Below are 21861 nucleotides of genomic sequence, written 5' to 3'. Positions count from 1 at the left end.
GCTGTTTTTTAGCGATTTTGTCCTAAAAGGGAGCTATTTATGAATCTGCCACGCAGGGTCGCCATTGTCGGCGGCAACCGTATTCCCTTCGCTCGTTCCAATAGCGCCTACGCCACGGCGAGTAATCAGGAGATGCTGACTGCCGCGCTGGAAGGATTGATCGAGCGGTTCAACCTGCATGGCGTGCGCATGGGCGAGGTGGCAGCAGGTGCGGTGCTCAAGCATTCACGGGACTTCAACTTGACCCGCGAATGCGTGTTGGGCTCGCGCTTGTCCCCGCAGACGCCGGCCTATGACATTCAACAAGCCTGCGGCACGGGCCTGGAAGCGGCGCTGTTGGTCGCGAACAAAATCGCTCTGGGGCAGATCGAGTGCGGGATTGCCGGCGGCGTAGACACCACGTCCGACGTACCGATTGGGATCAATGACGACTTGCGCCACATCCTGTTGCAATTCAATCGCAGCAAAACCGTGGCGGAGAAACTCAAGGCCCTGTTGCAGCTGCGCCCGCATAACCTCAAACCTGAACTGCCGCGCAATGGTGAACCGCGCACAGGCCTGTCCATGGGCGAGCATTGTGAGCGGATGGCGCAGACCTGGAACATTCCTCGGGAGGCTCAGGATCAGTTGGCGCTGGAAAGTCACCTGAAGATGGCGGCCGCCTATGCCGAAGGCTGGCAGGATGACTTGCTTACGCCCTATCTGGGGTTGAACCGCGACCAGAATCTGCGCCCGGACCTGACCTTGGCCAAACTGGCCAGTCTCATGCCGGTATTCGAGCGCAGCGCCAAAGGTACGCTGACCGCAGGCAACTCCACACCGCTGACCGACGGTGCTTCGTTGGTGTTGTTGGCCAGTGAAGAATGGGCCAAAGAGCGCGGGCTGCCGGTATTGGCGTATCTGCGTGATGGCGAAGCGGCTGCGGTGGATTTCGTCAACGGTGCCGAAGGGTTGCTGATGGCGCCGGCTTACGCCGTTCCGCGCTTGCTGGCACGTAACAATTTGAGCTTGCAGGATTTCGATTATTACGAGATTCACGAAGCCTTCGCCGCACAGGTGCTGTGTACCCTCAAGGCGTGGGAAGACGCCGATTACTGCAAAACCCGCCTGGGCCTCGACGCGCCGCTGGGGTCGATTGATCGCAGCAAACTTAATGTCAAAGGCAGCTCATTGGCGGCCGGCCACCCCTTCGCCGCGACCGGCGCACGCATCGTTGCCAACCTGGCGAAGTTGTTGGCAGTGGCCGGGCAAGGACGAGGGCTGATCTCCATCTGCGCGGCGGGCGGGCAGGGGGTCACGGCGATTATTGAGCGGTGATTGCGCGCTGTTCGCGAAGAGCGCCGAACGTTAAGCCGCTCGGGCTTCTTCCCGCGCAGCCTGCGACAGCTGTTTATGGTTGCGACTCGCGTAGTTTTCCGCGATCACCGAACAGACGATCAACTGCATTGGGTGATAAATCATGATCGGCAACAGGATCAGGCCCAGCCCAGGGTTGGCGCCGAAGATCAGTGCCGCCATCGGTGCGCCTGCGGCCAGGGACTTTTTACTCGCGCAAAACACCGCTGCCACTTCATCGGCGTGATTGAAGTTCAGGGCGCGAGTCGTGCGCGTGGTCATGAACAGAATGACCGCCAGTAAGACGCCGCTGCCAATAAAGGCGCTGAGAATCACCGTATCGCCTTGTTGTTGCCACATGCCGGACACCATCGAATTACAAAACGCGGCGTAGACCAACAACAGGATCACGACTTTGTCGACGATGTTGGTGTAGCGCTTGTGCCGGGCGAAAAACTTACCGAGGAACGGACGCACCAGTTGCCCCAGCACCAGTGGCAACAGAAGCATTGCGCTCAAGTCGAGCAGGGTCGAACCCAGATCAATCCCGCCAGCGCCCGTGCCGACCACCAGGCTCACGAGCCAGGGGGTCATGAAAATCCCGAACACACTGGACATGCTGGCATTCAGAATGGCCGCAGGAACGTTGCCCCCTGCGCTGCCGGTCAATGCAACCGAGGAGGAAATGGTCGAGGGCAGGGCGCACAGGTAGAAGAAGCCAAGCATCAACAAGGCTGGCATGTGTGAGCCGAATAGCTGGTTGCAGATCAACCAGATCAGGGGGAAGACCACGAACGTGAAGGCCTGCACCATGATGTGCAGTTTCCAGTTTTTCAGGCCGTGGCTGATTTGTTCGCTGGACAGGTTCACCCCGTGCAGGAAGAACACCAGAAACACCCCGATGTTGATCACATATTCAGCATGCATCCCGCCGCTGGCACTGCCGAAGCCCGGGAAGAAATACGCGAGCAACGTGGCGATCAGCATGCCGCAAAGGAACCAGTCCGTAACGACGCGTTTGAGGTGCTTGAAGGCATGCATAAATAGGTCGGCCTGATGTTGTGGAGACGTTATGGAAAGAGGGGCGCGTTATAAAAGAGTTTTGTAAAAAAGGATGACCGAAGGCTAACCTGCGCGCGATGATGCCGTCTTGCGACATAAGGCCAATCGATAGCGACTAACGGACAACTTATGGGCTTTCGTCAGGGTAACGAGCGTCAGATACCTCTACTCAGCGCTTTGCCGCGCCCGGTCTATGCGCGGGCGGAAAGCCTGGGGGCGGGTTCCTGGACGCCGCCTCATCGTCATGACTGGGTGCAGTTCTCTTATGCAATCAGCGGCGTATTAGGCGTGCACACCGCGGAGGGCAGTTTTTTCGCGCCACCGCAGTGGGGCGTGTGGATTCCCGCCGGGGTCGAGCATGACGTGGCTACGTCGATGCGGGCGGAGATGCGCAGCCTGTATGTGCGCAAGGACGATTGCCGTTGGGCGGCGGAGCGTTGTCGTGTTCTGGAAGTCACGCCGCTGGCCCGCGAGCTGATCAAGACGTTTTGCTTGCTGCCGCCAAGTTATCCACAGGGTGACAGCAGCGAGGCGCGGCTGGTGCAGGTGCTGCTCGATCAACTGGCCCATCTGCCGGAAGTCGGTTTCTCTCTGCCGCTGCCGCGTCATCCGCGTTTGCTTGGGCTGTGCAACGAATTGATCGAAAACCCCAGTCAGTCGATCACCCTGCAGGGATGGGCCGAGCGCCTGGGCATGTCGGAAAAAACCGTGATGCGTTTGTTTCAGCGCGAAACCGGCTTGAGTTTTCGTGGCTGGCGTCAGCGCGCGCGATTGTTATCCTCGCTCAGCGCACTGGAAGAGGGCGAAAGCGTGACTAACACGGCCCTGTCCTGTGGGTACGATTCGACCTCAGCGTTCATCGCCGCGTTTAAAAGCCTGTTTGGCTTCACCCCGGGTGAACTGTTCAAGCCTTGATGCCTGCGGTCCGGTGTTTTTTGCAGGTCCGTCCTGGGGAATTTATGTTATCTGTAACGCCAATGGATAAAACTGCTTACAGCTTGCGTGGTCCCATCTGACTGGGCTCGGTTATGCTCTGCCCGGCATGGAAGCTGCTAAATAATTGAAGCCTTTCGTAAATCTCTGAAGGTCAAAGGTCGGCATCTACTACTCGCTGTGAGAGGATTGCCGTATAACGAGCAACAATCGCGTGTTTGGCAACGAAGGACCCACAATAAAAGCTGATGAAGACTCCAAAACGCATTGAACCCCTGATCGAGGACGGTCTGGTCGACGAGGTGCTGCGCCCACTCATGAGTGGTAAAGAGGCAGCTGTTTATGTGGTGCGCTGTGGCAACGAGCTGCGGTGCGCCAAGGTTTACAAGGAGGCGAATAAACGAAGTTTCCGGCAGGCCGCGGAGTATCAGGAGGGTCGCAAGGTTCGCAACAGCCGGCAGGCCCGAGCGATGGCCAAGGGCTCGAAGTTCGGTCGTAAAGAGACTGAAGATGCCTGGCAGAATGCTGAAGTAGCCGCGCTGTTTCGTTTGGCCAGCGCGGGTGTGCGAGTGCCCAAGCCGTACGACTTCCTTGAAGGCGTGCTGTTGATGGAACTGATCGCCGACGAGTTTGGCGACGCGGCCCCTCGCTTGAACGATGTGGTGATGGAACCGGATCAGGCGCGGGAGTATCACGAGTTCCTGATCAGGCAGATCGTGCTGATGCTGTGTACCGGTCTGGTGCACGGTGACTTGTCCGAGTTCAACGTGCTGTTGACCCCGGGTGGGCCGGTGATTATCGATTTGCCGCAGGCTGTCGATGCCGCTGGCAACAACCATGCGTTCAGCATGCTGGAGCGCGATGTCGGCAACATGGCTTCTTATTTCGGACGCTTTGCCCCGGAATTGAAGGCGACCCGGTACGCGAAAGAGATGTGGGCGCTTTATGAAGCCGGCATCTTGCACCCGGGCAGTCCGCTGACCGGTGAGTTCGATGAGCCTGAAGACCTGGCCGATGTCGGTGGGGTTCTGCGGGAAATCGAGGCGGCCCGTCTGGACGAGGATCACCGTCAGGCTGTCCGCGCCGCAGATGACGCGCCACCGAGCAAAACCGAAGAGCCGCCTCCACCCTGGATGCAGTGATCCGCTAAATAAAAAATCCGGCTCAGGCCGGATTTTTTATTGGGCAGTCGGAATGCCTGCGGCCAGGATCAGTCGCAGCACGCACCAGACGCCAGGTCCTTGAGAATCGGACAGTCCGGGCGATGGTCGCCCTGGCAGTGCTCGACCAGCTCTTGCAAGGTATCGCGCAGGCTGGCCAGTTCGCTGATCTTCTGATCCAGCGCCGTGATGTGTTCACGCGCCAGGGCTTTGACATCGCTACTGGCACGCTGGCGGTCTTGCCACAGAGTCAGCAGTTTGGCCACTTCTTCCAGTGAGAAACCCAGGTCCCGCGAACGCTTGATGAAGGCCAGCGTGTGCAGATCTTCCGGCCCGTACAGTCGATAACCGCTGTCACTGCGGTGCGCGGCCTTGAGCAGGCCAATGGACTCGTAATAACGAATCATCTTGGCGCTCAGACCACTGTTTTTGGCGGCTTGACCAATATTCATCATGGCTCCTCAATCGATATCCTTCGGCTTCCAGGTTTTCAGCAGCAGCGCATTGCTCACCACACTGACACTCGACAGCGCCATCGCAGCGCCCGCCAACACTGGGTTGAGGAAGCCGAATGCGGCCAAGGGAATGCCGATCAGGTTGTAGACGAAGGCCCAGAACAGGTTCTGGCGAATCTTCGCATAGGTTTTGCGGCTGATCTCCAGCGCCGCCGGGATCAAGCGTGGGTCGCCGCGCATCAGGGTAATCCCGGCCGCATGCATAGCCACATCGGTTCCGCCGCCCATGGCGATGCCGATGTCTGCCGCCGCCAATGCCGGCGCGTCGTTGATGCCGTCACCGACCATCGCCACCACCCCGGTTTTTTTCAGCTCGACAATGGTCGCCGCTTTGTCGGCGGGCAGGACTTCTGCGTGCACATCGCTGATACCCAATGCCTCGGCCACTACGCGGGCGCTGCCGCGATTGTCGCCGGTGAGCAAGTGGCTGCTGATATGACGTGCAGTGAGTTGTTGGACCGCTTCCAGAGCGCCGGGCTTGAGCGTGTCTCCGAAGGCCAGCAGCCCCAGCACCGAGGGCTGCGCGCCGCGCTCGATCAGCCAGGACAACGTGCGACCTTCTGCCTCCCATGCTTGCGCGGATTGGGCCAGGGTTCCCATGGTCAGGCCGCTTTCTTCCAGCAGACGGCGATTGCCCAGCGCCAGATCCCGACCTTGCACGGTCCCGGCAATGCCTCGCCCCGGCAGCGCCTGGCTGGCGGCGACCGCCTCGATGTTCAACTCGCGGGCCGTGCAGGCATCCAGTACGGCCTTGGCCAAGGGGTGCTCGCTGCCTTGTTGCAACGCGCCGGCCGATTGCAGCAGGACGTCTTCGTTGCCATCGACAGCGCTCAAGTGGGCGATGCGTGGTGTGCCGGAGGTCAGCGTGCCGGTCTTGTCGAAGACCATGGCTGTGACTTCATGGGCGCGCTCCAGTGCTTCCGCGTCCTTGATCAAAATGCCGTAACGCGCCGCCACGCCGGTGCCGGCCATGATCGCCGTTGGCGTCGCCAGCCCCAGCGCGCAAGGGCAGGCAATCACTAACACCGCCACGGCATTGATCAGGGCCGTTTCCAGCGGCGCACCGGCCAGCAGCCATCCCGCCAGGGTGAAGACGGCGATCACCAGCACTGTCGGGACGAACACCTGACTGACTTTATCCACAAGCTTCTGAATAGGGGCTTTGCCCGCCTGAGCATCCTCAACCAGACGAATGATCCGCGCCAACACGGTTTCCGCGCCCAACGCCCGGGTCTTGACCAGCAAGCGGCCTTCGCCATTGATCGCGCCACCGGTCACCTTGTCACCGGGCTGCTTGGGCACGGGCAGGCTCTCACCACTGATCAAGGCTTCGTCGGCGTGACTCTGGCCATCAATCACTTCGCCATCCACCGGGAAGCGCTCGCCGGGCTTGACCACCACCAGATCGTTGAGGCGCAAAGCGCTGATGGCCACGTCCCGTTCTTGTCCATCGATCAGTTGAATAGCACGTTCGGGGCGCAGGGCCTCAAGCGCGCGAATGGCGCTGGCGGTCTGCCGTTTGGCGCGGCTTTCCAGGTATTTGCCCAGCAGTACCAGCGCGATAACCACCGCCGAGGCTTCGAAATACAGATGCGGCATGCTGCCCGGCGCGGTGTTCGCCCATTGATAAAGGCTCAGGCCATAGCCCGCACTGGTGCCCAGAGCGACCAGCAAATCCATGTTGCCGGCACCGGCCCTGACAGCTTTCCAGGCGGCGATGTAAAACCGTGCACCGAGAATGAATTGCACGGGCGTTGCCAGGGCAAACTGCACCCAGGCCGGTAGCATCCAGTGCACACCGAATGGCGCCAGCAGCATGGGCAGAACCAGCGGCAGCGCGAGGGCAATCGCCAGCAGCAATGCCCAGCGCTCCCGGGTCAGTCGTTGTTGTTGGTTGTCGGCATTGGCGCGAGTGTCTTCCAGCAGGCTTGCGCCATAACCGGCCTGGGTGACGGCCGCAATCAGCACGGCAGGGTCGATTGGCCCTGACGATTCGACGTGCGCACGTTCGCTGGCGAGATTGACGCTGACGGTTTTGACGCCGGCAACTTTGCTTAATGCGCGCTCGACCCGTCCGGCACAACTGGCGCAGGTCATTCCGGTTATGGGCAATTCGAGCGTGTTGGACATAGGCATGGGTAACTTCCCTGAAGGCTATGCCTCAAGGATTAACCTTGCCACACGGGTAAGGTCAAGCCCCGATCAATATTCCAGCGCGGCCCGCTTCAGGTATAGGCCATTGGGGCCCATGGCGATCCGGTATTTGCTGACTTCGCCGGCCTTTATTTCAATGACCATGCTCGGGGGGACATCCATGCCTGGCGCGCACCCTGAGACCTGACCGGGCAGGAGACGCAGGCGAATAGAGGTTTTGCCTGGCGCCAGGTTGAAGGACGTTGACGCTTCCTGAAACAAACGCCCGACCAATTGATCCTGAAGATACAGACCGATCTCGCATGAGGTGTTCACCTCCAGTCGCTCCCGGGAAATGATCAGGACGCCGTAGTCTTGCGAGTCGGCGTTGGCGAAGGGTACTGTCGCCCATAGGCCGAGGATGCTCATTAGGCTCAATACTGACCAGCGCATCGCTGATACTCCTGCTTTTAATACGGTTATGACGCAGCTTGGCCGAGCCGCGAGACGAATACCAGCCCGGCAGAAAAAACAGGGCCTTGACCTTGCCATGATGGAAAGGTTGAACATGCCTGCAACCTTACCGAGGAGCAACAACATGCAACGATTCAATGTTCAGGGTATGACCTGTGCCCACTGTGTTCGGGCAATCACCCAAGCGCTGCAGAGCAGCGACCCGGCAGCTGATGTTCAGGTCGATCTGGCCAGCGGCGAAGTGCGGGTTGAAAGCATACTCACGGCGGAGGTCATTATCAGTCTGATCAGTGCTGAAGGGTATGCGGTGCAGGTGATTTAAACGTTGCGCCGGGTGAGGGTGTCCCGGCTTTACGTCGGCCCGATCAACTGAAAAATCTTGAAGTAATTTTCCCATCAAGACGCGCGAAGGATTCAGGACGGTTAGACTAGCTAATTGCGCTGGACACAGTTTTGGATGCCTGATGAACCTGAGAATAATCCTGATTCTTGGCGCTTTGAGCGCTTTTGGGCCGCTGGCCATTGATTTTTATCTGCCTGGTTTTCCGGCGATTGCCTTGGCGTTTGGCACCGACGAAAAACATGTGCAACTGACCTTGGCGTCTTATTTCCTGGGCTTGTCCATCGGCCAATTGGCCTATGGTCCGGTCGCGGATCGCTTTGGTCGGCGCGTGCCGCTGCTGGTGGGTGTCGGGTTGTTTACCTTGGCATCACTGGCGTGCGCTTTTGCGCCCACCCTCGAGTGGCTGATTGCTGCGCGCTTCGTTCAGGCGTTGGGCGGATGCGCCGGGATGGTGTTGTCACGGGCCATTGTCAGCGATAAGTGCGACGCCGTGCAGTCGGCGAAAGTCTTCTCGCAATTGATGTTGGTCATGGGCCTGGCGCCGATTCTCGCACCCATGCTGGGCGGCCTGTTGGTCAACCTGTATGGCTGGCAATCGATCTTTCTGGTGCTGACGGCATTCAGTGCAGTGTGCTCGCTGGCGGTTGCGCTGGGCTTGCCGGAAAGCATGCCTGCGGCCCATCCACGCCATCCATTGGCCGGTGCGTTGGGGCAATATCGGCGGTTGTTGGCTGATCGGATATTTCTCGGTCACGCCTTGACCGGTGGCATCGCGATTGCGGGTATGTTCGCCTATATCGCGGGCTCGCCATTCGTATTCATCAAGTTGTATGGCGTGCCGCCCGAGCACTATGGCTGGCTGTTCGGTGCGAACGCGGCGGGTTTCATTCTGGTGGCGCAGGTCAATGCGCGGATGTTGGGCAAGCTCGGGCCGGCGCTTTTGTTGTCTCGCGCAGTCTGGGTTTATCTGGCGGCAGCGCTGGTTTTGCTCGGTATTGCCGGGCTGCACACTCAGGCGCTTTGGCCGTTATTGATCCCGTTGTTCATTTGCATTGCCAGCCTGGGCTGCATCATCCCCAATGCTTCGGCCTGTGCCATGAACGGCCAGTGGGCGAGGGCGGGGAGTGCGTCGGCGTTACTCGGGTGCCTGCAGTTCAGTGTCGCCGCAGGAGCATCCGCCCTGGTGGGCGTGCTGCACGACGGCAGCGCAGTCCCCATGGCAATGGTGATCAGTTTGTGCGGGATTTTCGCGGTGAGTGCCGCGGTATTAACCAGCCGTTTGCAGCGCACGCGTGATGCGAGTGAGGCTCAAACGGCTCAGGTCTGAGGCTGCCCGAGTTGCAGGCCAGCCCTGGCTCAGCCGGTGGCTTGCTGGCGACTTTCGGGTAGTTTGTGCGGAGCCCGTAGGCGGGATTCAAGCGTGTTGACGAAGGCGCGTGCTTCGGCTTCAGAGCGAAAACTCACGACGTGCTGATCCATGCGGACCTGCCACGGACCCCCTTGGGATTTTGCTGATTCACGTACCAGGACTTTCATTGCTGACTTCCTCCTGTTGGTAAGGCTGCAATTGTAGACCTGGATCAGGCGAAGATAATGATCCAGGTCAAACCTCAGACTGACGGTCTTAAGTGATCAAAAACCTTCGAGAACGATCTTGCCTTTGGCCTTGCCGCTTTCCAGAAACGCATGCGCGCGACGCAGGTTGGCGGCGTTGATGGTGCCGAAGTGCTCACCAAAAGTGGTTTTCAGCGTGCCGGCATCGATCAGCTCCGCGACGCGGTTGAGCAGTTTGTGCTGCTCGATCATGTCGGCGGTTTCGAACAGCGACCGGGTATACATGAACTCCCAGTGCAGTGACAGACTCTTGCGTTTCAGCTTGCTGACGTCGAGTGACTTGGGGTCGTCGATCAAGGCCAGTCGACCTTGCGGCGCAAGGGCTTCGACCAGCTGATCCAGATGCTGGTCGGTCTGTGTCAGGCTGGCCACGTGAGTCACCTGTGGCAGACCCGCGCGGGTCAGTTCTTCGTTCAGCGGTTTGCTGTGATCCAGCACATGATGCGCGCCCAACTGGCGAACCCAGGCCTCGGTTTCAGGTCGTGAGGCGGTGCCGATAACGTTCAACCCCGTGAGCTGTCGGGCCAACTGAGTGAGCATCGACCCCACGCCTCCGGCAGCACCGACAATCATCAGACGCTGTCCGGTGTCAGTGGCGCCTTCAGCAATCTGCAGGCGCTCGAAGAGCAGCTCCCACGCAGTGATCGCCGTCAGCGGCAAGGCTGCGGCATGGGCGAAGCTCAAGGATTTTGGCATGTGCCCGACAATTCGCTCATCGACCACGTGCCGCTCGCTGTTGGCACCAGCGCGGGCGATGGAGCCTGCATAGAACACCTTGTCGCCCGGCTGAAACAGCGTCACTTCGCTGCCAACCGCTTTGACGATACCGGCCACGTCCCAACCTAGCACCTTGGCGTCGCCGCCTTCGGGTTGGACGTTCTGGCGAACCTTGGTATCGACCGGGTTGACGGAGATGGCTTTGACTTCCACCAGTAAGTCCCGAGGGCCGGCAACCGGCTCGGCCAGCTCGATGTCCTGCAATGACAGGGGGTCACTGATCGGCAGGGACTGGTAATACGCGATGGCTTTCATGGGGCGCTCCTGAGAAATAAGCCTGAATAAATGGCATGGAGGGATGATTGGCTATTTCTCTTAAAGATAAAACCCGCTAAAACTGCAGGCTCTTTCAATTTATTTTTGATAATGCGAGCAAGTGATGCTGCGTTTTGATGATCTGCAACTGTTTGTCCGGGCCACCGATCTGGGCAGCCTGTCTGCTGCTGCACGGGTCATGGACATGTCGGCGGCGGTCGCCAGCGCTGCGCTCAAACGTATCGAACAGCAACTGGGCGCGCGTCTGTTGGCACGTTCGACTCGTAGCTTGCGTCTGACGGCCGAGGGTGAGGGTTTCCTCGAATACGCCCGCGCGGCCCTGAGCAGTCTGGAAGAGGGGCAGCGTTTTCTGGCCAGCAGCCAGGATCAGGTCAGTGGCGTCTTGCAGCTGTCGGCGCCCTCGGATTTTGGCCGTAACGTGTTATTGCCCTGGCTCGACGAATTCCAGCGCCAACATCCGTTGCTCACGGTCCGCCTGCTGCTGGGCGACAGGATTGCCGATCTATTTCGTCAGCCAGTAGACATCGCTCTGCGTTATGGAGAACCGGAAGATTCTAGCCTGATCGCGTTACCCATCGTCCCGGATAACCGTCGCGTGCTATGCGCCGCCCCGTCGTATCTGGCCCGTCATGGTGAACCGCAACATGTGGAACAGCTGGCACAGCACAATTGCCTGCTGTTCATGCTAGGCAATCGCGTGCATGACCATTGGCGTTTCCATGACGGCAAACGTGAAATGAGTTTGACCGTGCACGGGGATCGTTTTAGCGACGATGCCGACGTCGTGCGCCTGTGGGCGTTGGCCGGTGTTGGGGTTGCCTATAAATCCTGGCTGGATGTTGCGGCCGATGTACATGCCGGACGCTTGAAGCTATTGATGCCGGAGCTGCAAGGGGAACTGGCCCCGCTCAATGTGCTCTGTGCACACCGGGCGCAACTGAGTAAACCGGTCAATTTATTGTGCGAGATGCTCAGGTCGCGCTGTTCTGAATTGGCGCAAGGACATCCTGACAGCAAGTGACGTCAGGTCCATGTTGCGGTGGCTTACAGTTGCAATGGAATTGTCTGACAGTTGATACGCAGGCGTTCTACAGAAAAATAATTATCAAGTATTTTAAGTGCAAACAACGCTGTTTTAAGGTCGTATTTTTTTGCCTGTTTTGTGTGTTTTTTCCGTAGGCATTTCCCTCGCGATGCACGCCAGACTTTTCCTACGATGACTGAGAGTGTCCGGCCAGCGCCGCTTTCACGGCAGCCGGGTAAATCGAGACGGGTTTTCGTTGGCCTGGGTGATGTCTGACTTTGCCTATAGCGTGTCGGCCAATCCTCTGCAGTGGTTTTAATCCCATTTCGTAACAGGGCGCTGGGCTTATACTTGGCGCCAGCGGTCAGGTCCGCATAAGTCGTCAAGCCAGGTCTGAGGTGCAGGACGCTGCCAGGCAAGGCGTTATCAATGCAGATGTGAGTGGGGCGTCTGAGTCAGAAACGGTTGTGGCATGTAAGCGCTGCGAGATGACGTTCTGGGCGTACGAGGTCAAATACAGCCCTGGTTTTGACGGCTTAGCGTCTTGGCTGAACCCGATTTGCTGTTCACTATGTCAGTGCAATAGACGAATGTTTCAACAGGGAGTGAATACATGGAATATGCACCTTGCATTAGCCAGATTGCCGCGCTGCTGGCTGACCCCAAGCGCAGTGCAATGATTTGGGCGTTGATGGATGGTACCGCCCGCCCCGCGGACGAGCTGGCTTTGATGGCTGGTCTATCCACTTCTTCGGCAGGTGCGCATCTGGCGCGACTGACTACCGGCGGGCTATTGAAGCAGGAGGCGCGCGGCAGAAAGCGTTTCTTCCGACTGGCTGCGCCTGAAGTCGGCACTGCAGTCGAGGCGCTGGCCAATGCGTCGATGGTCAGCACCGACCACATCAGCAAAAGTGTGTCGCAACCCGTTCCACCCACACTGCTCTCGCCGCTACGTCGTGCCCGGATTTGCTCCGACCATCTTGGGGGAGAGTTGGCGGCAGAGCTGTATCAGCGTCTGCTAGGTGCAGGCTGGATCGAACAACATGAGCAGCGCATCGAAGTCACCAGCAAAGGTGTCGCTCAATTTGCCGAGCGCGGCATCTATGTTCCTGCGCTGGCCCATCGAAAGCGCCAGACCGTTTGCGCTTGCCCCGACTGGAGCGAGCGCAAGCCGCATTTAGGCGGCGCATTGGGTGCAGGGTTACTGCAATTGTTCATACAGCTGGGCTGGTTGCGCACGAGCGATGAGTCCACCGCCTTGCAGGTCTCGACCAACGGGCAGCGTGAGATCAGCAGAATAGCCTCAGCTGCCTGATGGCCCCATCGTTCCCACGCGTTTATTGCGCGGGAACGATTACCCTTGCATCAAGGTTTGACCAACCGTGCATCCAGGCTGTTTTGCGCCAGGCGTCGGGCCTGATCCTGGGTCATCCCCAGATGCTTGTGCAGCGCGTAAAAATTCTCGGTCACATAACCACCGAAATACGCGGGGTCGTCTGAGTTGACCGTGACTTTCACGCCGCGCTCAAGCATGTCGAGAATGTTGTGGTGGGCCATGTCGTCGAAGACGCAGAGCTTGGTGTTGGACAGCGGGCAAACCGTCAGCGGGATCTGTTCATCAATGATGCGCTGCATCAGCCGCTCATCTTCGATAGCGCGGACGCCATGATCGATACGCTGAATCTTCAACAGGTCAAGCGCTTGCCAGATGTATTCGGGTGGGCCTTCTTCGCCTGCATGAGCGACCGTCAAAAAGCCTTCGTTACGGGCGCGGTCGAACACGCGCTGGAACTTGCTCGGAGGATGGCCCATCTCTGAGCTGTCGAGACCCACGGCAATAAATGCATCGCGAAATGGCAGCGCTTGATCGAGGGTCTTTTCAGCTTCTGCTTCGCTCAAATGGCGCAGGAAGCTGAGAATCAACCCGCTGGAGATGCCGAGTATTTCCTGGCCATCTTTCAATGCAGTGGCGATACCGTTGATCACCACTTCAAAGGGGATGCCCCGATCGGTATGGGTTTGCGGGTCGAAGAAGGGTTCGGTGTGAATGATGTTCTGCGCCTTGCAGCGTTGCAGATAGGCCCAGGTCAGGTCGTAAAAATCCTGCTCGGTGCGCAGTACATCCGCACCCCGGTAATACAGGTCGAGAAACTCCTGCAAATTGTTGAAGGCATAGGCCCGACGCAATGTTTCGACATCGGCCCAAGGCAAGACGATCTTGTTGCGATCAGCCAGTGCAAAGAGCAGTTCGGGTTCCAGCGAGCCTTCCAGGTGCAGGTGCAGTTCTGCCTTGGGCAATGCGTTGAGCCATTCGTACATGTGCTTTTCTCATCAGGTGCAGATAGTCGGCATTCTACAGAGGGATGTCCGCTTTGAGATCGCTTCCTTTACGTGGCGTGGCTGATTCGCCGGTTGACGCCACGGCGTAACGTTTTTGCTGTTACCGTTAGTCGCGAAACATTTACTGACAATGACACTTTTGACCCAAGGCATTCCAATGCTGACTTATTTCAGAGATGAAAAGTTTCTACTGCTGGCTGTCCTCGGTGCGCTGATTGCGTTCCCCTTTGAACATGCGTTACTGAATCACGGTCAGGGTGTTGCGCTGGCGGGCGGGATTGCACTGGTGGTGGCGATTGTCTGCGCGTCGATGCGCGTGGCCCACCATGCCGAACTGTTGGCGCATAAATTCGGCGATCCCTATGGCACGATGATCCTGACGCTGTCGGCCGTCTTGGTCGAGGTCGTGATTCTGGCGATCATGATGAGCAACGAGCCTTCACCGACACTGGTGCGCGACACGATTTATTCAGCGGTGATGCTCGATATCAACGGCATTCTGGGGCTGGCGGCGCTGATGGGCGGGCTCAAGCATGGCGAGCAGTCCTACAACGATGATTCGGCTCGCACGTACAGTGTGATGATCCTCACCGCGATGGGCGTTTCCATGGTGGTGCCGGAGTTCATTCCCGAAGGTGACTGGAAGGTTTATTCGGCGTTCACGATTGGCGCGATGGTGGTGCTGTACGCCTTGTTTCTGCGCATGCAGGTGGGGCCGCACAGTTACTTTTTCAGCTACAGCTACCCTGAAAAAATGCGCAAGAACTTGCCTGCCGAAGAGGGTCCATCGATCAATTTGGTGCGCTCGATCGGCACGCTTGTTTTTGGCGTAGTGGTGATCGGTGCGCTGGCTGAAGTGATGTCGAAAACCGTCGACCTTGGCCTGGAAGGGACAGGCGCACCGCCGGTCATGACGGCAATTCTAGTGGCGGCGATTTCCGCTGCACCCGAGATTCTGACGGCCTTGCGCGCGGCCTTGGCCAACCGCATGCAGTCCGTCGTAAACATCGCGTTGGGCGCCTCGTTGTCAACGGTGATCCTGACCGTCCCCGTCATGGAGGCGATGGCGCTGTACAGCGGTCAGCCGTTCCAGATGGCGATGACCCCGGTGCAAAGCGTGATGATCTTCATCACGCTTTTGGTCAGCGCGATCAACCTGAATGATGGCGAAACCAATGCCATCGAAGGCATGACTCACTTTGTGCTGTTCGCGACCTTTATCATGCTGTCGTTGTTGGGACTTTGAGCCCGACAGCACGACATGTTCACTGCTGATCCAGGGTCGCCGCGCTTCAGGTAGAAGCAGCGGCGAGGCCGAAGTTCATCAGGCCAGTTAATTACCAGGGAATCGTTTCGCCCTTGTAGTTGATGAAGTAATGACCACCCTTGCCGGCATAGGCATCAATCTGTTCGACCAAACCACGGGTGCTGGTCTCTACATCGATATAAGCATTTTCGCCGCCCATGTCGGTTTTCACCCAGCCCGGATGCAGGGACAGGACTGTCGGCTTCGGGTCAGCCAATTGTGTGACGAAGGAATTGGTCATGGAGTTCAGCGCGGCCTTGCTGGCTTTGTACAACGCCATGTCGTTGCCTTCGGGGCACATAACACTGCCCAGCACCGAACTCATAAACGCCAGGACCCCGGTGTCGGGACGAATCTGCTGGACCATTCGTTCGGCCAGACGAATGGGGGCAATGGCGTTGGTCATGAACAGCTGGCCGAGTTCATCGGCGGTAGCTTGCGCGGCGCTCTGGTGCTTTGGTCCGCTGACGCCAGCGTTGACAAACAGCAGATCAAAAACCTGCCCCTTCAGTTTCTCGGTGAAGGCATTCAACGATGACAGCTCATTGATATCCAACACTTCGACCTGCACCTCGGGGATCGTTTGTGGCCCACCGGCTTTGTGCAGGTCGCGCACCGTGGCGGTCACTTGCCAGCCTTGTTCGGAGAGGCGCTGCACCAGGCCAAGGCCAAGGCCACGGGAGGCGCCAATGATTAACGCGGTTTTGGTATGCGGCATGGATCGAGCTCCTTGTTCACAAAAAGTGGTTCAGGGACGAAATAGCCCAGAGGGAAATGGCAGCCTCAAGGACTTAATGGACAACGTTGACCCAAGCTGTGTTGCAACTCAAGGCGTAACTCGTTTAGTTCGGCGATACGGGCGTCGGTGACTTTGAGTTTGTCTTCCTGCAGTTGAACAAAAAATGACCAGCTGAGCGCGCGCCATGATCTGTCTACGCCTGAGACAGGCTTGCACGGCTTATCCACAGGTTGCTCCACAGTTATTGTGCGCAAGCCAAAAGTGCGGGAATAAAGAGTGACCGGGAAGTGCCCAACTGCGATAAGTGACGATAACACTCTGTTTTAAGGAGGTTTTATTTCAGTAATGGGCAGTTTGAGCAAAAAACAACCAGTCGTCGCAACGCCATGCGCAGCAAGGCCCGCAGAGGTGTGTACTCAGCTTATCCACAGCCGGGTGCACAGTAGATGTGGGCAATTAACCGGGGAGTGCGCACGCGCGGATTCAGTCGTCCTGGTGCCGCTGCAAGATAATTCGTCCGCGACTCAGATCTGCCAGTTGTCGCTGCAAAATGTCGATGTGCTCCGGGCCCAGGGCGATGTGCAATTCGACGCCATTGGCGGTGAACGTTTCGTTCTCCAGCAGCCCATGCAGTTCGGCCAGACGCACCTTGACCAGCGCCAGTTCGCTGAAACTGCACGTACAGCTCAATTGCACCCGATGGATCAAGGGCAGGCGCTCGGCCTGGTGCAGGCATTTATTGGCGCCACCGCCGTACGCGCGAGCGAGGCCGCCAGTGCCCAATTGGATACCGCCATACCAGCGGATCACCAACACTACGACTTGATCGCAATCCTGCGCTTCGATCGCTGCCAGAATGGGCCGGCCGGCCGTACCTCCGGGCTCTCCATCGTCGTTGCTGCGGTATTGATCGGCCAGTTTCCAGGCCCAGCAATTGTGCGTGGCATTCAGATCGCTGTGCTGCTCGATGAACGCCTGGGCCTGGGCAGCGCTGGTGATGGGGGCGGCGAGGGTAATAAAGCGGCTTTTGCGAATCTCTTCCCGGTATTCGCAAGGGCCAGCAAGGGTAAAAGGCATGCGTATGTTCCAGCTATCGACGACGTGAACCACTGTTTTCGGTAGCGGACCGCTCAAACAGCCGGAGGCGTCAGCCCACAACCTTTGAGGATGATGCGGATCAAATTGTCGCTGGCGGTTTCCATGTCCTGCTTGGTCAAGCGGGCGCGACCGGTAACCCGACAAATCTGCGTGGCGAAGTCAGCGTAGTGCTGGGTGCTGCCCCAGAGCAGGAAGATCAGATGCACGGGGTCGACGGGGTCCATTTTTCCGGCATCGATCCAGGCTTGAAACACGGCTGCCCGGCCCTGAAACCAGGCGCGGTAGTCCTGACTGAAATGCTCATTAAGGCATTCGCCTCCGCTGATGATTTCCATGGCGAAGATCCGTGATGCTTGTGGCTGGCGTCGGGAAAATTCCATCTTGGCGCGAATGTAATGGCTCAGCGCCTGAGCGGGATCGTCGTCGACGCACAACGCGTTGAACGTGCTGTCCCACTGGTCGAGGATGTTGCTCAACACCGCAATGTACAACCCCAACTTGTTGGTGAAGTAGTAGTGCAGGTTGGCTTTGGGCAAGCCTGCATTCTGCGCGATGGTGTTCATGCTGGTGCCTTTGAAGCCGTGACGGGCGAACTCGTCCTCTGCGGCTTTGATGATTGCCTCTTCGTTCTTCTGACGAATGCGGCTGGCAGGTTTAGCGACGGCTTGGGCGCTATGGGCTGGGACTTCAAAGGTCATGGGCGGTTCCGAACGGATCATGGGCTGCAAGCGGAGAACAGATAACGCACCCGCGACGATCAGACAAGAGCCAGTAGCGCAAATTAATGCTCCAAGGCTTCAGTTTCGGCTTCATGTTGGCTTGCGCGAGTGGTTTCTTTAGTGAGTTGGTTGCACACCACGGCGCAGGCTCCGAAAAAGCTTCAGCGCGTGGCGGCCAGGCTTTCAAGGAAGCTTTCCAGCACCAGATGAGGGCGACGCCCCTTGCGAGTGACCGAGGCCAGACTCAAGTCATAAAAACGGGCTGTCGGTTTCAGCGCGCGCAGTCGACCTTGCTGAACCCAAAGGCTGGCGTAGTGATCCGGCAGGTAGCCGATATAGCGCCCGGTGAGAATCAAAAAGGCCATGCCCTCACGATCCGAGGCGCTGGCGGTGCAATTGAGTGCCTGGTAATGCGCCTGAATGTCCGCAGGCAAGCGAAAGGTCGGGGCGATAGCGTCCTGAGCATTCAGTCGTTCGTCGTTCAGCGCGGCGTCATCCATATAGAAGAGCGGATGGCCGACAGCGCAATAGAGCAGGGAGCGTTCGCTGTACAACGGCTGATATTCCAGCCCGGACAGGGCGCTGGCCTGCGGCACGACGCCCACGTGCAAGCGCCCGTCGAGTACGCCTTGTTCCACTTCATGTGGCGCGATCATGCGGATCTGAATATGTACGTCCGGGCCGCGCTCCTTCAACTGGGCCAGGGCATGGGTGATGCGCATGTGCGGCAGGGTGACGAGGTTGTCGGTCAGGCCGATGTTCAGCTCGCCGCGCAAATGCTGATGCAGGCCGTTGACCTCGGTGCGAAAGCTTTCTACTGCACTTAATAGCTGCAAAGACGATTGATAGACCTCTCGACCTTCTTCGGTCAGGGAAAACCCCGCGCGTCCACGCTGGCACAGGCGCAAGCCGAGTCGTTGTTCAAGATCGCTCATCTGTTGGCTGATCGCCGAACGACCAATGCCCAGCGCGCTTTCGGCCGCCGAGAAGCCGCCGGACTCGACTACGCTTCGAAAGATACGCAACAAACGAATATCAAAGTCGCTGACTTGGGCCAATGGATCGGGTCGACGGATGCTCATAGTTTAGTGATCGTCTAACTGAAGATTATAAATGTTGGGTTTTTCAGACTTTATCCCCGTGGCAACTTAGCTGCAACCACACAGCTCAATAAGCTGCCCCATCGCCCCGTGAGGTATTTTCATCCATGAATCTTCCTGAATCCGCCGAGAGTTCTCTGGCCAGCCAATTGAAGCTCGACGCTCATTGGATGCCATACACCGCAAACCGTAATTTCCAGCGTGATCCCCGGCTGATCGTGGCGGCGCAAGGCAGTTACCTGACGGATGATAAGGGCCGCAAGATTTATGACGCATTGTCCGGCCTATGGACGTGCGGCGCGGGGCATTCGCGCAAGGAAATTCAGGAGGCGGTCTCGCGTCAGCTGGGCACTCTGGATTATTCGCCGGCGTTCCAATACGGCCACCCTTTGTCCTTCCAGCTGGCTGAGAAAATCACTGACCTGACGCCGGGCAATCTGAATCACGTCTTTTTCACTGACTCGGGTTCCGAATGCGCGGATACCGCGGTGAAAATGGTGCGCGCCTACTGGCGCCTGAAAGGTCAGGCCACCAAAACCAAAATGATCGGCCGTGCCCGTGGTTATCACGGGGTCAACATTGGGGGCACCAGCCTGGGCGGTGTGAACGGCAACCGTAAAATGTTCGGCCAGTTGATGGACGTCGATCATTTGCCTCATACCTTGCTGACCAGCAATGCCTATTCACGCGGCGAGCCTGAGTTGGGTGGGATTGCGCTGGCCGATGAGATGCTCAAACTGATCGAACTGCACGATGCGTCCAACATTGCGGCAGTGATCGTCGAGCCGATGGCGGGCTCTGCCGGTGTGATCGTTCCACCGAAGGGTTATCTGAAGCGCCTGCGTGAAATCTGCGATCAGCACAACATTCTGTTGATCTTCGACGAAGTCATCACTGGCTTCGGTCGCACCGGCTCGATGTTCGGCGCCGACAGCTTTGGTGTGACGCCTGACCTGATGTGTATCGCCAAGCAAATCACTAACGGCGCGATCCCGATGGGTGCAGTGATTGCCAGCAGCGAGATTTATCACACGTTCATGAACCAGCCGACGCCCGAGTATGCGGTCGAGTTTCCACACGGCTATACCTACTCCGCGCACCCGGTCGCCTGTGCGGCGGGGCTTGCCTCGCTGGAATTGTTGCAGCGGGAGAATCTGGTTCAGCAAGTCGCCGAGGTTTCGCCCCATTTCGAAAGCGCGTTGCACGGCCTCAAAGGCTCGAAAAACATTGTGGATATCCGTAACTACGGCCTAGCGGGCGCGATCCAGATCGCGCCCCGTGATGGCGATGCCATCGTGCGTCCTTTCGAAGCGGGCATGAAACTGTGGAAGGCGGGCTTCTACGTGCGCTTCGGCGGCGACACCCTGCAGTTCGGGCCAACCTTCAACAGCAAGCCGCAGGACCTGGATCGCTTGTTCGATGCTGTCGGCGAAGTGCTGAATCAGATCGACTGATTCGCTATGGGTTTAAACAGCAGGCGCGGCCGAGATCGCGCCTGACCGTATTTTTTGGAGTCCTGTCATGAGCAACATCCAGCACCTGATCAATGGCGAGTTCGTTACCGATACCGGCCGTACTGCCGATGTGTTCAATCCATCGACCGGTCAGGCCGTTCATAAAGTCCCCTTGGCCAGCCGCGAAACCGTTCAACAAGCGATCGATGCTGCCAAGGCTGCGTTCCCCGCCTGGCGCAATACGCCTGCGGCCAAGCGTGCGCAAGTGATGTTCCGCTTCAAGCAATTGCTGGAGCAGAACGAAGCGCGTATCGCGCAGTTGATCAGCGAAGAACACGGCAAGACCCTGGAAGACGCCGCCGGTGAGTTGAAGCGCGGGATCGAGAACGTCGAATACGCGTGTGCCGCGCCAGAGATCCTCAAGGGTGAGTACAGCCGCAACGTAGGGCCAAACATTGACGCATGGTCCGACTTTCAACCGCTGGGTGTGGTGGCGGGCATCACGCCGTTCAACTTCCCGGCCATGGTCCCGCTGTGGATGTATCCACTGGCAATCGTGTGCGGCAACTGCTTCATCCTCAAACCGTCGGAGCGTGATCCAAGTTCGACCCTGTTGATTGCTCAACTGCTGAATGAGGCGGGGCTGCCCAACGGCGTGCTTAACGTCGTGCACGGCGACAAAACAGCGGTGGATGCGTTGATTGAAGCGCCTGAAGTCAAAGCGTTGAGTTTTGTCGGTTCAACACCTATCGCTGAATACATCTATAGAGAAGCGACTTCCCGCGGCAAGCGTGTCCAGGCATTGGGCGGCGCGAAGAATCATGCGGTGCTGATGCCCGACGCGGATCTGGACAATGCGGTCAGTGCGTTGATGGGCGCTGCGTATGGTTCTTGTGGCGAGCGTTGCATGGCGATATCGGTTGCTGTCTGCGTCGGTGATCAGGTCGCCGATGCATTGGTGGCCAAACTGGTCCCGCAGATCAAGGCGTTGAAGATCGGTGCCGGGACTACCTGTGGCCTGGATATGGGGCCGTTAGTCACGGGACAACATCGCGACAAGGTCTGCAGCTATATAGAAGACGGCGTGAGCTCGGGTGCTGAGCTGGTGATCGATGGTCGCGGTCTGAGCGTTGCGGGCAATGAGGAGGGGTTCTTCCTGGGTGGCTGCCTGTTTGATCGGGTCACGCCGGAGATGCGTATCTATAAAGAAGAGATCTTTGGTCCGGTGTTGTGCATCGTTCGGGTCGATAGCCTGGAACAGGCCATGCAACTGATCAACGATCACGAGTATGGCAATGGCACCTGCATCTTCACCCGTGACGGTGAAGTCGCGCGTTTGTTCTGCGACGAGATTGAAGTCGGCATGGTCGGGGTCAACGTGCCGCTGCCGGTACCGGTGGCCTATCACAGCTTCGGCGGCTGGAAGCGTTCGCTGTTTGGCGACCTGCATGCTTATGGC

The 21861-nt window shown here is 58.2% G+C and carries 21 protein-coding genes (1 of these 21 cut by a window edge); 10 read left to right on the top strand and 11 right to left on the bottom strand.

Annotated features, from left to right (window positions below; all coding sequences use genetic code 11):
• Positions 1-39 precede the first annotated feature (39 nt).
• Positions 40-1317, top strand: a complete 1278-nt coding sequence (locus AC1MEA_RS04275; RefSeq protein ID WP_480916872.1) for an acetyl-CoA C-acetyltransferase — start codon at positions 40-42, stop codon at positions 1315-1317.
• A 30-nt stretch (positions 1318-1347) separates the two neighbouring features.
• Here the strand turns inward: AC1MEA_RS04275 and AC1MEA_RS04270 are convergent, their stop codons facing one another.
• Positions 1348-2376 (bottom strand): bile acid:sodium symporter family protein, encoded by a 1029-nt coding sequence (locus tag AC1MEA_RS04270; RefSeq protein ID WP_480916870.1) that lies wholly within the window; start codon positions 2374-2376, stop codon positions 1348-1350.
• Between the two features lie 129 nt (positions 2377-2505).
• Here AC1MEA_RS04270 and AC1MEA_RS04265 point away from each other — a divergent pair, with 129 nt between their 5' ends.
• Positions 2506-3312 carry an AraC family transcriptional regulator gene (locus tag AC1MEA_RS04265; RefSeq protein ID WP_480918095.1) on the top strand — a complete coding sequence of 269 codons (807 nt, stop codon included), beginning with the start codon at positions 2506-2508 and terminating at the stop codon, positions 3310-3312.
• Between the two features lie 266 nt (positions 3313-3578).
• The gene (locus AC1MEA_RS04260; protein ID WP_322278070.1) at positions 3579-4472 is read left to right on the top strand and encodes a PA4780 family RIO1-like protein kinase; all 894 of its coding nucleotides are present in this window, start codon (positions 3579-3581) and stop codon (positions 4470-4472) included.
• 68 nt (positions 4473-4540) lie between these two features.
• Here the strand turns inward: AC1MEA_RS04260 and cueR are convergent, their stop codons facing one another.
• From cueR to AC1MEA_RS04245, 3 genes are all read right to left on the bottom strand, one after another.
• On the bottom strand, positions 4541-4942 hold the full coding sequence (gene cueR / locus AC1MEA_RS04255; RefSeq protein WP_480916868.1) for a Cu(I)-responsive transcriptional regulator: 402 nt from the start codon (positions 4940-4942) through the stop codon (positions 4541-4543).
• A 9-nt stretch (positions 4943-4951) separates the two neighbouring features.
• Complete coding sequence (locus AC1MEA_RS04250) at positions 4952-7141, bottom strand: heavy metal translocating P-type ATPase (protein ID WP_480916866.1); 2190 nt, start codon at positions 7139-7141, stop codon at positions 4952-4954.
• A gap of 66 nt (positions 7142-7207) precedes the next feature.
• The gene (locus tag AC1MEA_RS04245; protein ID WP_449636595.1) at positions 7208-7591 is read right to left on the bottom strand and encodes a hypothetical protein; all 384 of its coding nucleotides are present in this window, start codon (positions 7589-7591) and stop codon (positions 7208-7210) included.
• A gap of 145 nt (positions 7592-7736) precedes the next feature.
• On the opposite strand from AC1MEA_RS04245, the gene AC1MEA_RS04240 reads away from it, so the two are divergent.
• Both AC1MEA_RS04240 and AC1MEA_RS04235 read left to right on the top strand, forming a co-directional pair.
• Positions 7737-7934: a heavy-metal-associated domain-containing protein gene (locus AC1MEA_RS04240; RefSeq protein WP_480916863.1), complete on the top strand. Its 198-nt coding sequence runs from the start codon at positions 7737-7739 to the stop codon at positions 7932-7934.
• Between the two features lie 142 nt (positions 7935-8076).
• Positions 8077-9282 carry a multidrug effflux MFS transporter gene (locus tag AC1MEA_RS04235; protein ID WP_480916861.1) on the top strand — a complete coding sequence of 402 codons (1206 nt, stop codon included), beginning with the start codon at positions 8077-8079 and terminating at the stop codon, positions 9280-9282.
• A gap of 29 nt (positions 9283-9311) precedes the next feature.
• On the opposite strand, the gene AC1MEA_RS04230 is transcribed toward AC1MEA_RS04235, so the two are convergent.
• Together AC1MEA_RS04230 and AC1MEA_RS04225 are read right to left on the bottom strand one after the other, a co-directional pair.
• The gene (locus AC1MEA_RS04230) at positions 9312-9491 is read right to left on the bottom strand and encodes a hypothetical protein (protein WP_219062561.1); all 180 of its coding nucleotides are present in this window, start codon (positions 9489-9491) and stop codon (positions 9312-9314) included.
• A 96-nt stretch (positions 9492-9587) separates the two neighbouring features.
• On the bottom strand, positions 9588-10601 hold the full coding sequence (locus AC1MEA_RS04225; protein ID WP_443692684.1) for a zinc-binding alcohol dehydrogenase family protein: 1014 nt from the start codon (positions 10599-10601) through the stop codon (positions 9588-9590).
• 124 nt (positions 10602-10725) lie between these two features.
• On the opposite strand from AC1MEA_RS04225, the gene AC1MEA_RS04220 reads away from it, so the two are divergent.
• Together AC1MEA_RS04220 and AC1MEA_RS04215 are read left to right on the top strand one after the other, a co-directional pair.
• Positions 10726-11643 carry a LysR family transcriptional regulator gene (locus AC1MEA_RS04220; protein ID WP_480916859.1) on the top strand — a complete coding sequence of 306 codons (918 nt, stop codon included), beginning with the start codon at positions 10726-10728 and terminating at the stop codon, positions 11641-11643.
• Positions 11644-12259: 616 nt separating this feature from the next.
• Positions 12260-12961 carry an ArsR/SmtB family transcription factor gene (locus AC1MEA_RS04215; protein ID WP_449636599.1) on the top strand — a complete coding sequence of 234 codons (702 nt, stop codon included), beginning with the start codon at positions 12260-12262 and terminating at the stop codon, positions 12959-12961.
• Between the two features lie 50 nt (positions 12962-13011).
• Here AC1MEA_RS04215 and AC1MEA_RS04210 read toward each other — a convergent pair whose 3' ends face one another.
• Positions 13012-13965 carry an adenosine deaminase gene (locus tag AC1MEA_RS04210; protein ID WP_480916857.1) on the bottom strand — a complete coding sequence of 318 codons (954 nt, stop codon included), beginning with the start codon at positions 13963-13965 and terminating at the stop codon, positions 13012-13014.
• A gap of 178 nt (positions 13966-14143) precedes the next feature.
• Here AC1MEA_RS04210 and AC1MEA_RS04205 point away from each other — a divergent pair, with 178 nt between their 5' ends.
• Positions 14144-15232: a calcium:cation antiporter gene (locus tag AC1MEA_RS04205; protein WP_480916855.1), complete on the top strand. Its 1089-nt coding sequence runs from the start codon at positions 14144-14146 to the stop codon at positions 15230-15232.
• Between the two features lie 91 nt (positions 15233-15323).
• Here AC1MEA_RS04205 and AC1MEA_RS04200 read toward each other — a convergent pair whose 3' ends face one another.
• The 4 genes from AC1MEA_RS04200 to AC1MEA_RS04185 form a co-directional block, all read right to left on the bottom strand.
• On the bottom strand, positions 15324-16010 hold the full coding sequence (locus AC1MEA_RS04200; RefSeq protein WP_219062567.1) for an SDR family oxidoreductase: 687 nt from the start codon (positions 16008-16010) through the stop codon (positions 15324-15326).
• Positions 16011-16514: 504 nt separating this feature from the next.
• Positions 16515-17108 carry an IMPACT family protein gene (locus AC1MEA_RS04195; protein ID WP_480916853.1) on the bottom strand — a complete coding sequence of 198 codons (594 nt, stop codon included), beginning with the start codon at positions 17106-17108 and terminating at the stop codon, positions 16515-16517.
• Positions 17109-17161: 53 nt separating this feature from the next.
• Complete coding sequence (locus tag AC1MEA_RS04190) at positions 17162-17827, bottom strand: TetR/AcrR family transcriptional regulator (RefSeq protein WP_480916851.1); 666 nt, start codon at positions 17825-17827, stop codon at positions 17162-17164.
• A 182-nt stretch (positions 17828-18009) separates the two neighbouring features.
• Positions 18010-18930, bottom strand: coding sequence for a LysR family transcriptional regulator (locus tag AC1MEA_RS04185; protein WP_219062570.1), 921 nt, complete (start codon positions 18928-18930; stop codon positions 18010-18012).
• A 125-nt stretch (positions 18931-19055) separates the two neighbouring features.
• On the opposite strand from AC1MEA_RS04185, the gene aptA reads away from it, so the two are divergent.
• Positions 19056-20402 (top strand): omega-aminotransferase AptA, encoded by a 1347-nt coding sequence (aptA, locus tag AC1MEA_RS04180; RefSeq protein ID WP_480916849.1) that lies wholly within the window; start codon positions 19056-19058, stop codon positions 20400-20402.
• Between the two features lie 67 nt (positions 20403-20469).
• A protein-coding gene (locus AC1MEA_RS04175; RefSeq protein ID WP_322177693.1) for a CoA-acylating methylmalonate-semialdehyde dehydrogenase crosses the window boundary here: on the top strand, positions 20470-21861 show its 5' portion. Its footprint extends 102 nt past the window's final position; 1392 of the gene's 1494 nt are visible here — the first part of the coding sequence; its start codon is at positions 20470-20472; its stop codon lies off the right edge, out of view.

The sequence above is a fragment of the Pseudomonas sp. ASL8 genome, assembly GCF_056680355.1.
The sequence above is the reverse complement of the archived record's forward strand: the minus strand, read 5'-3'. Positions and strand labels throughout refer to the sequence as shown.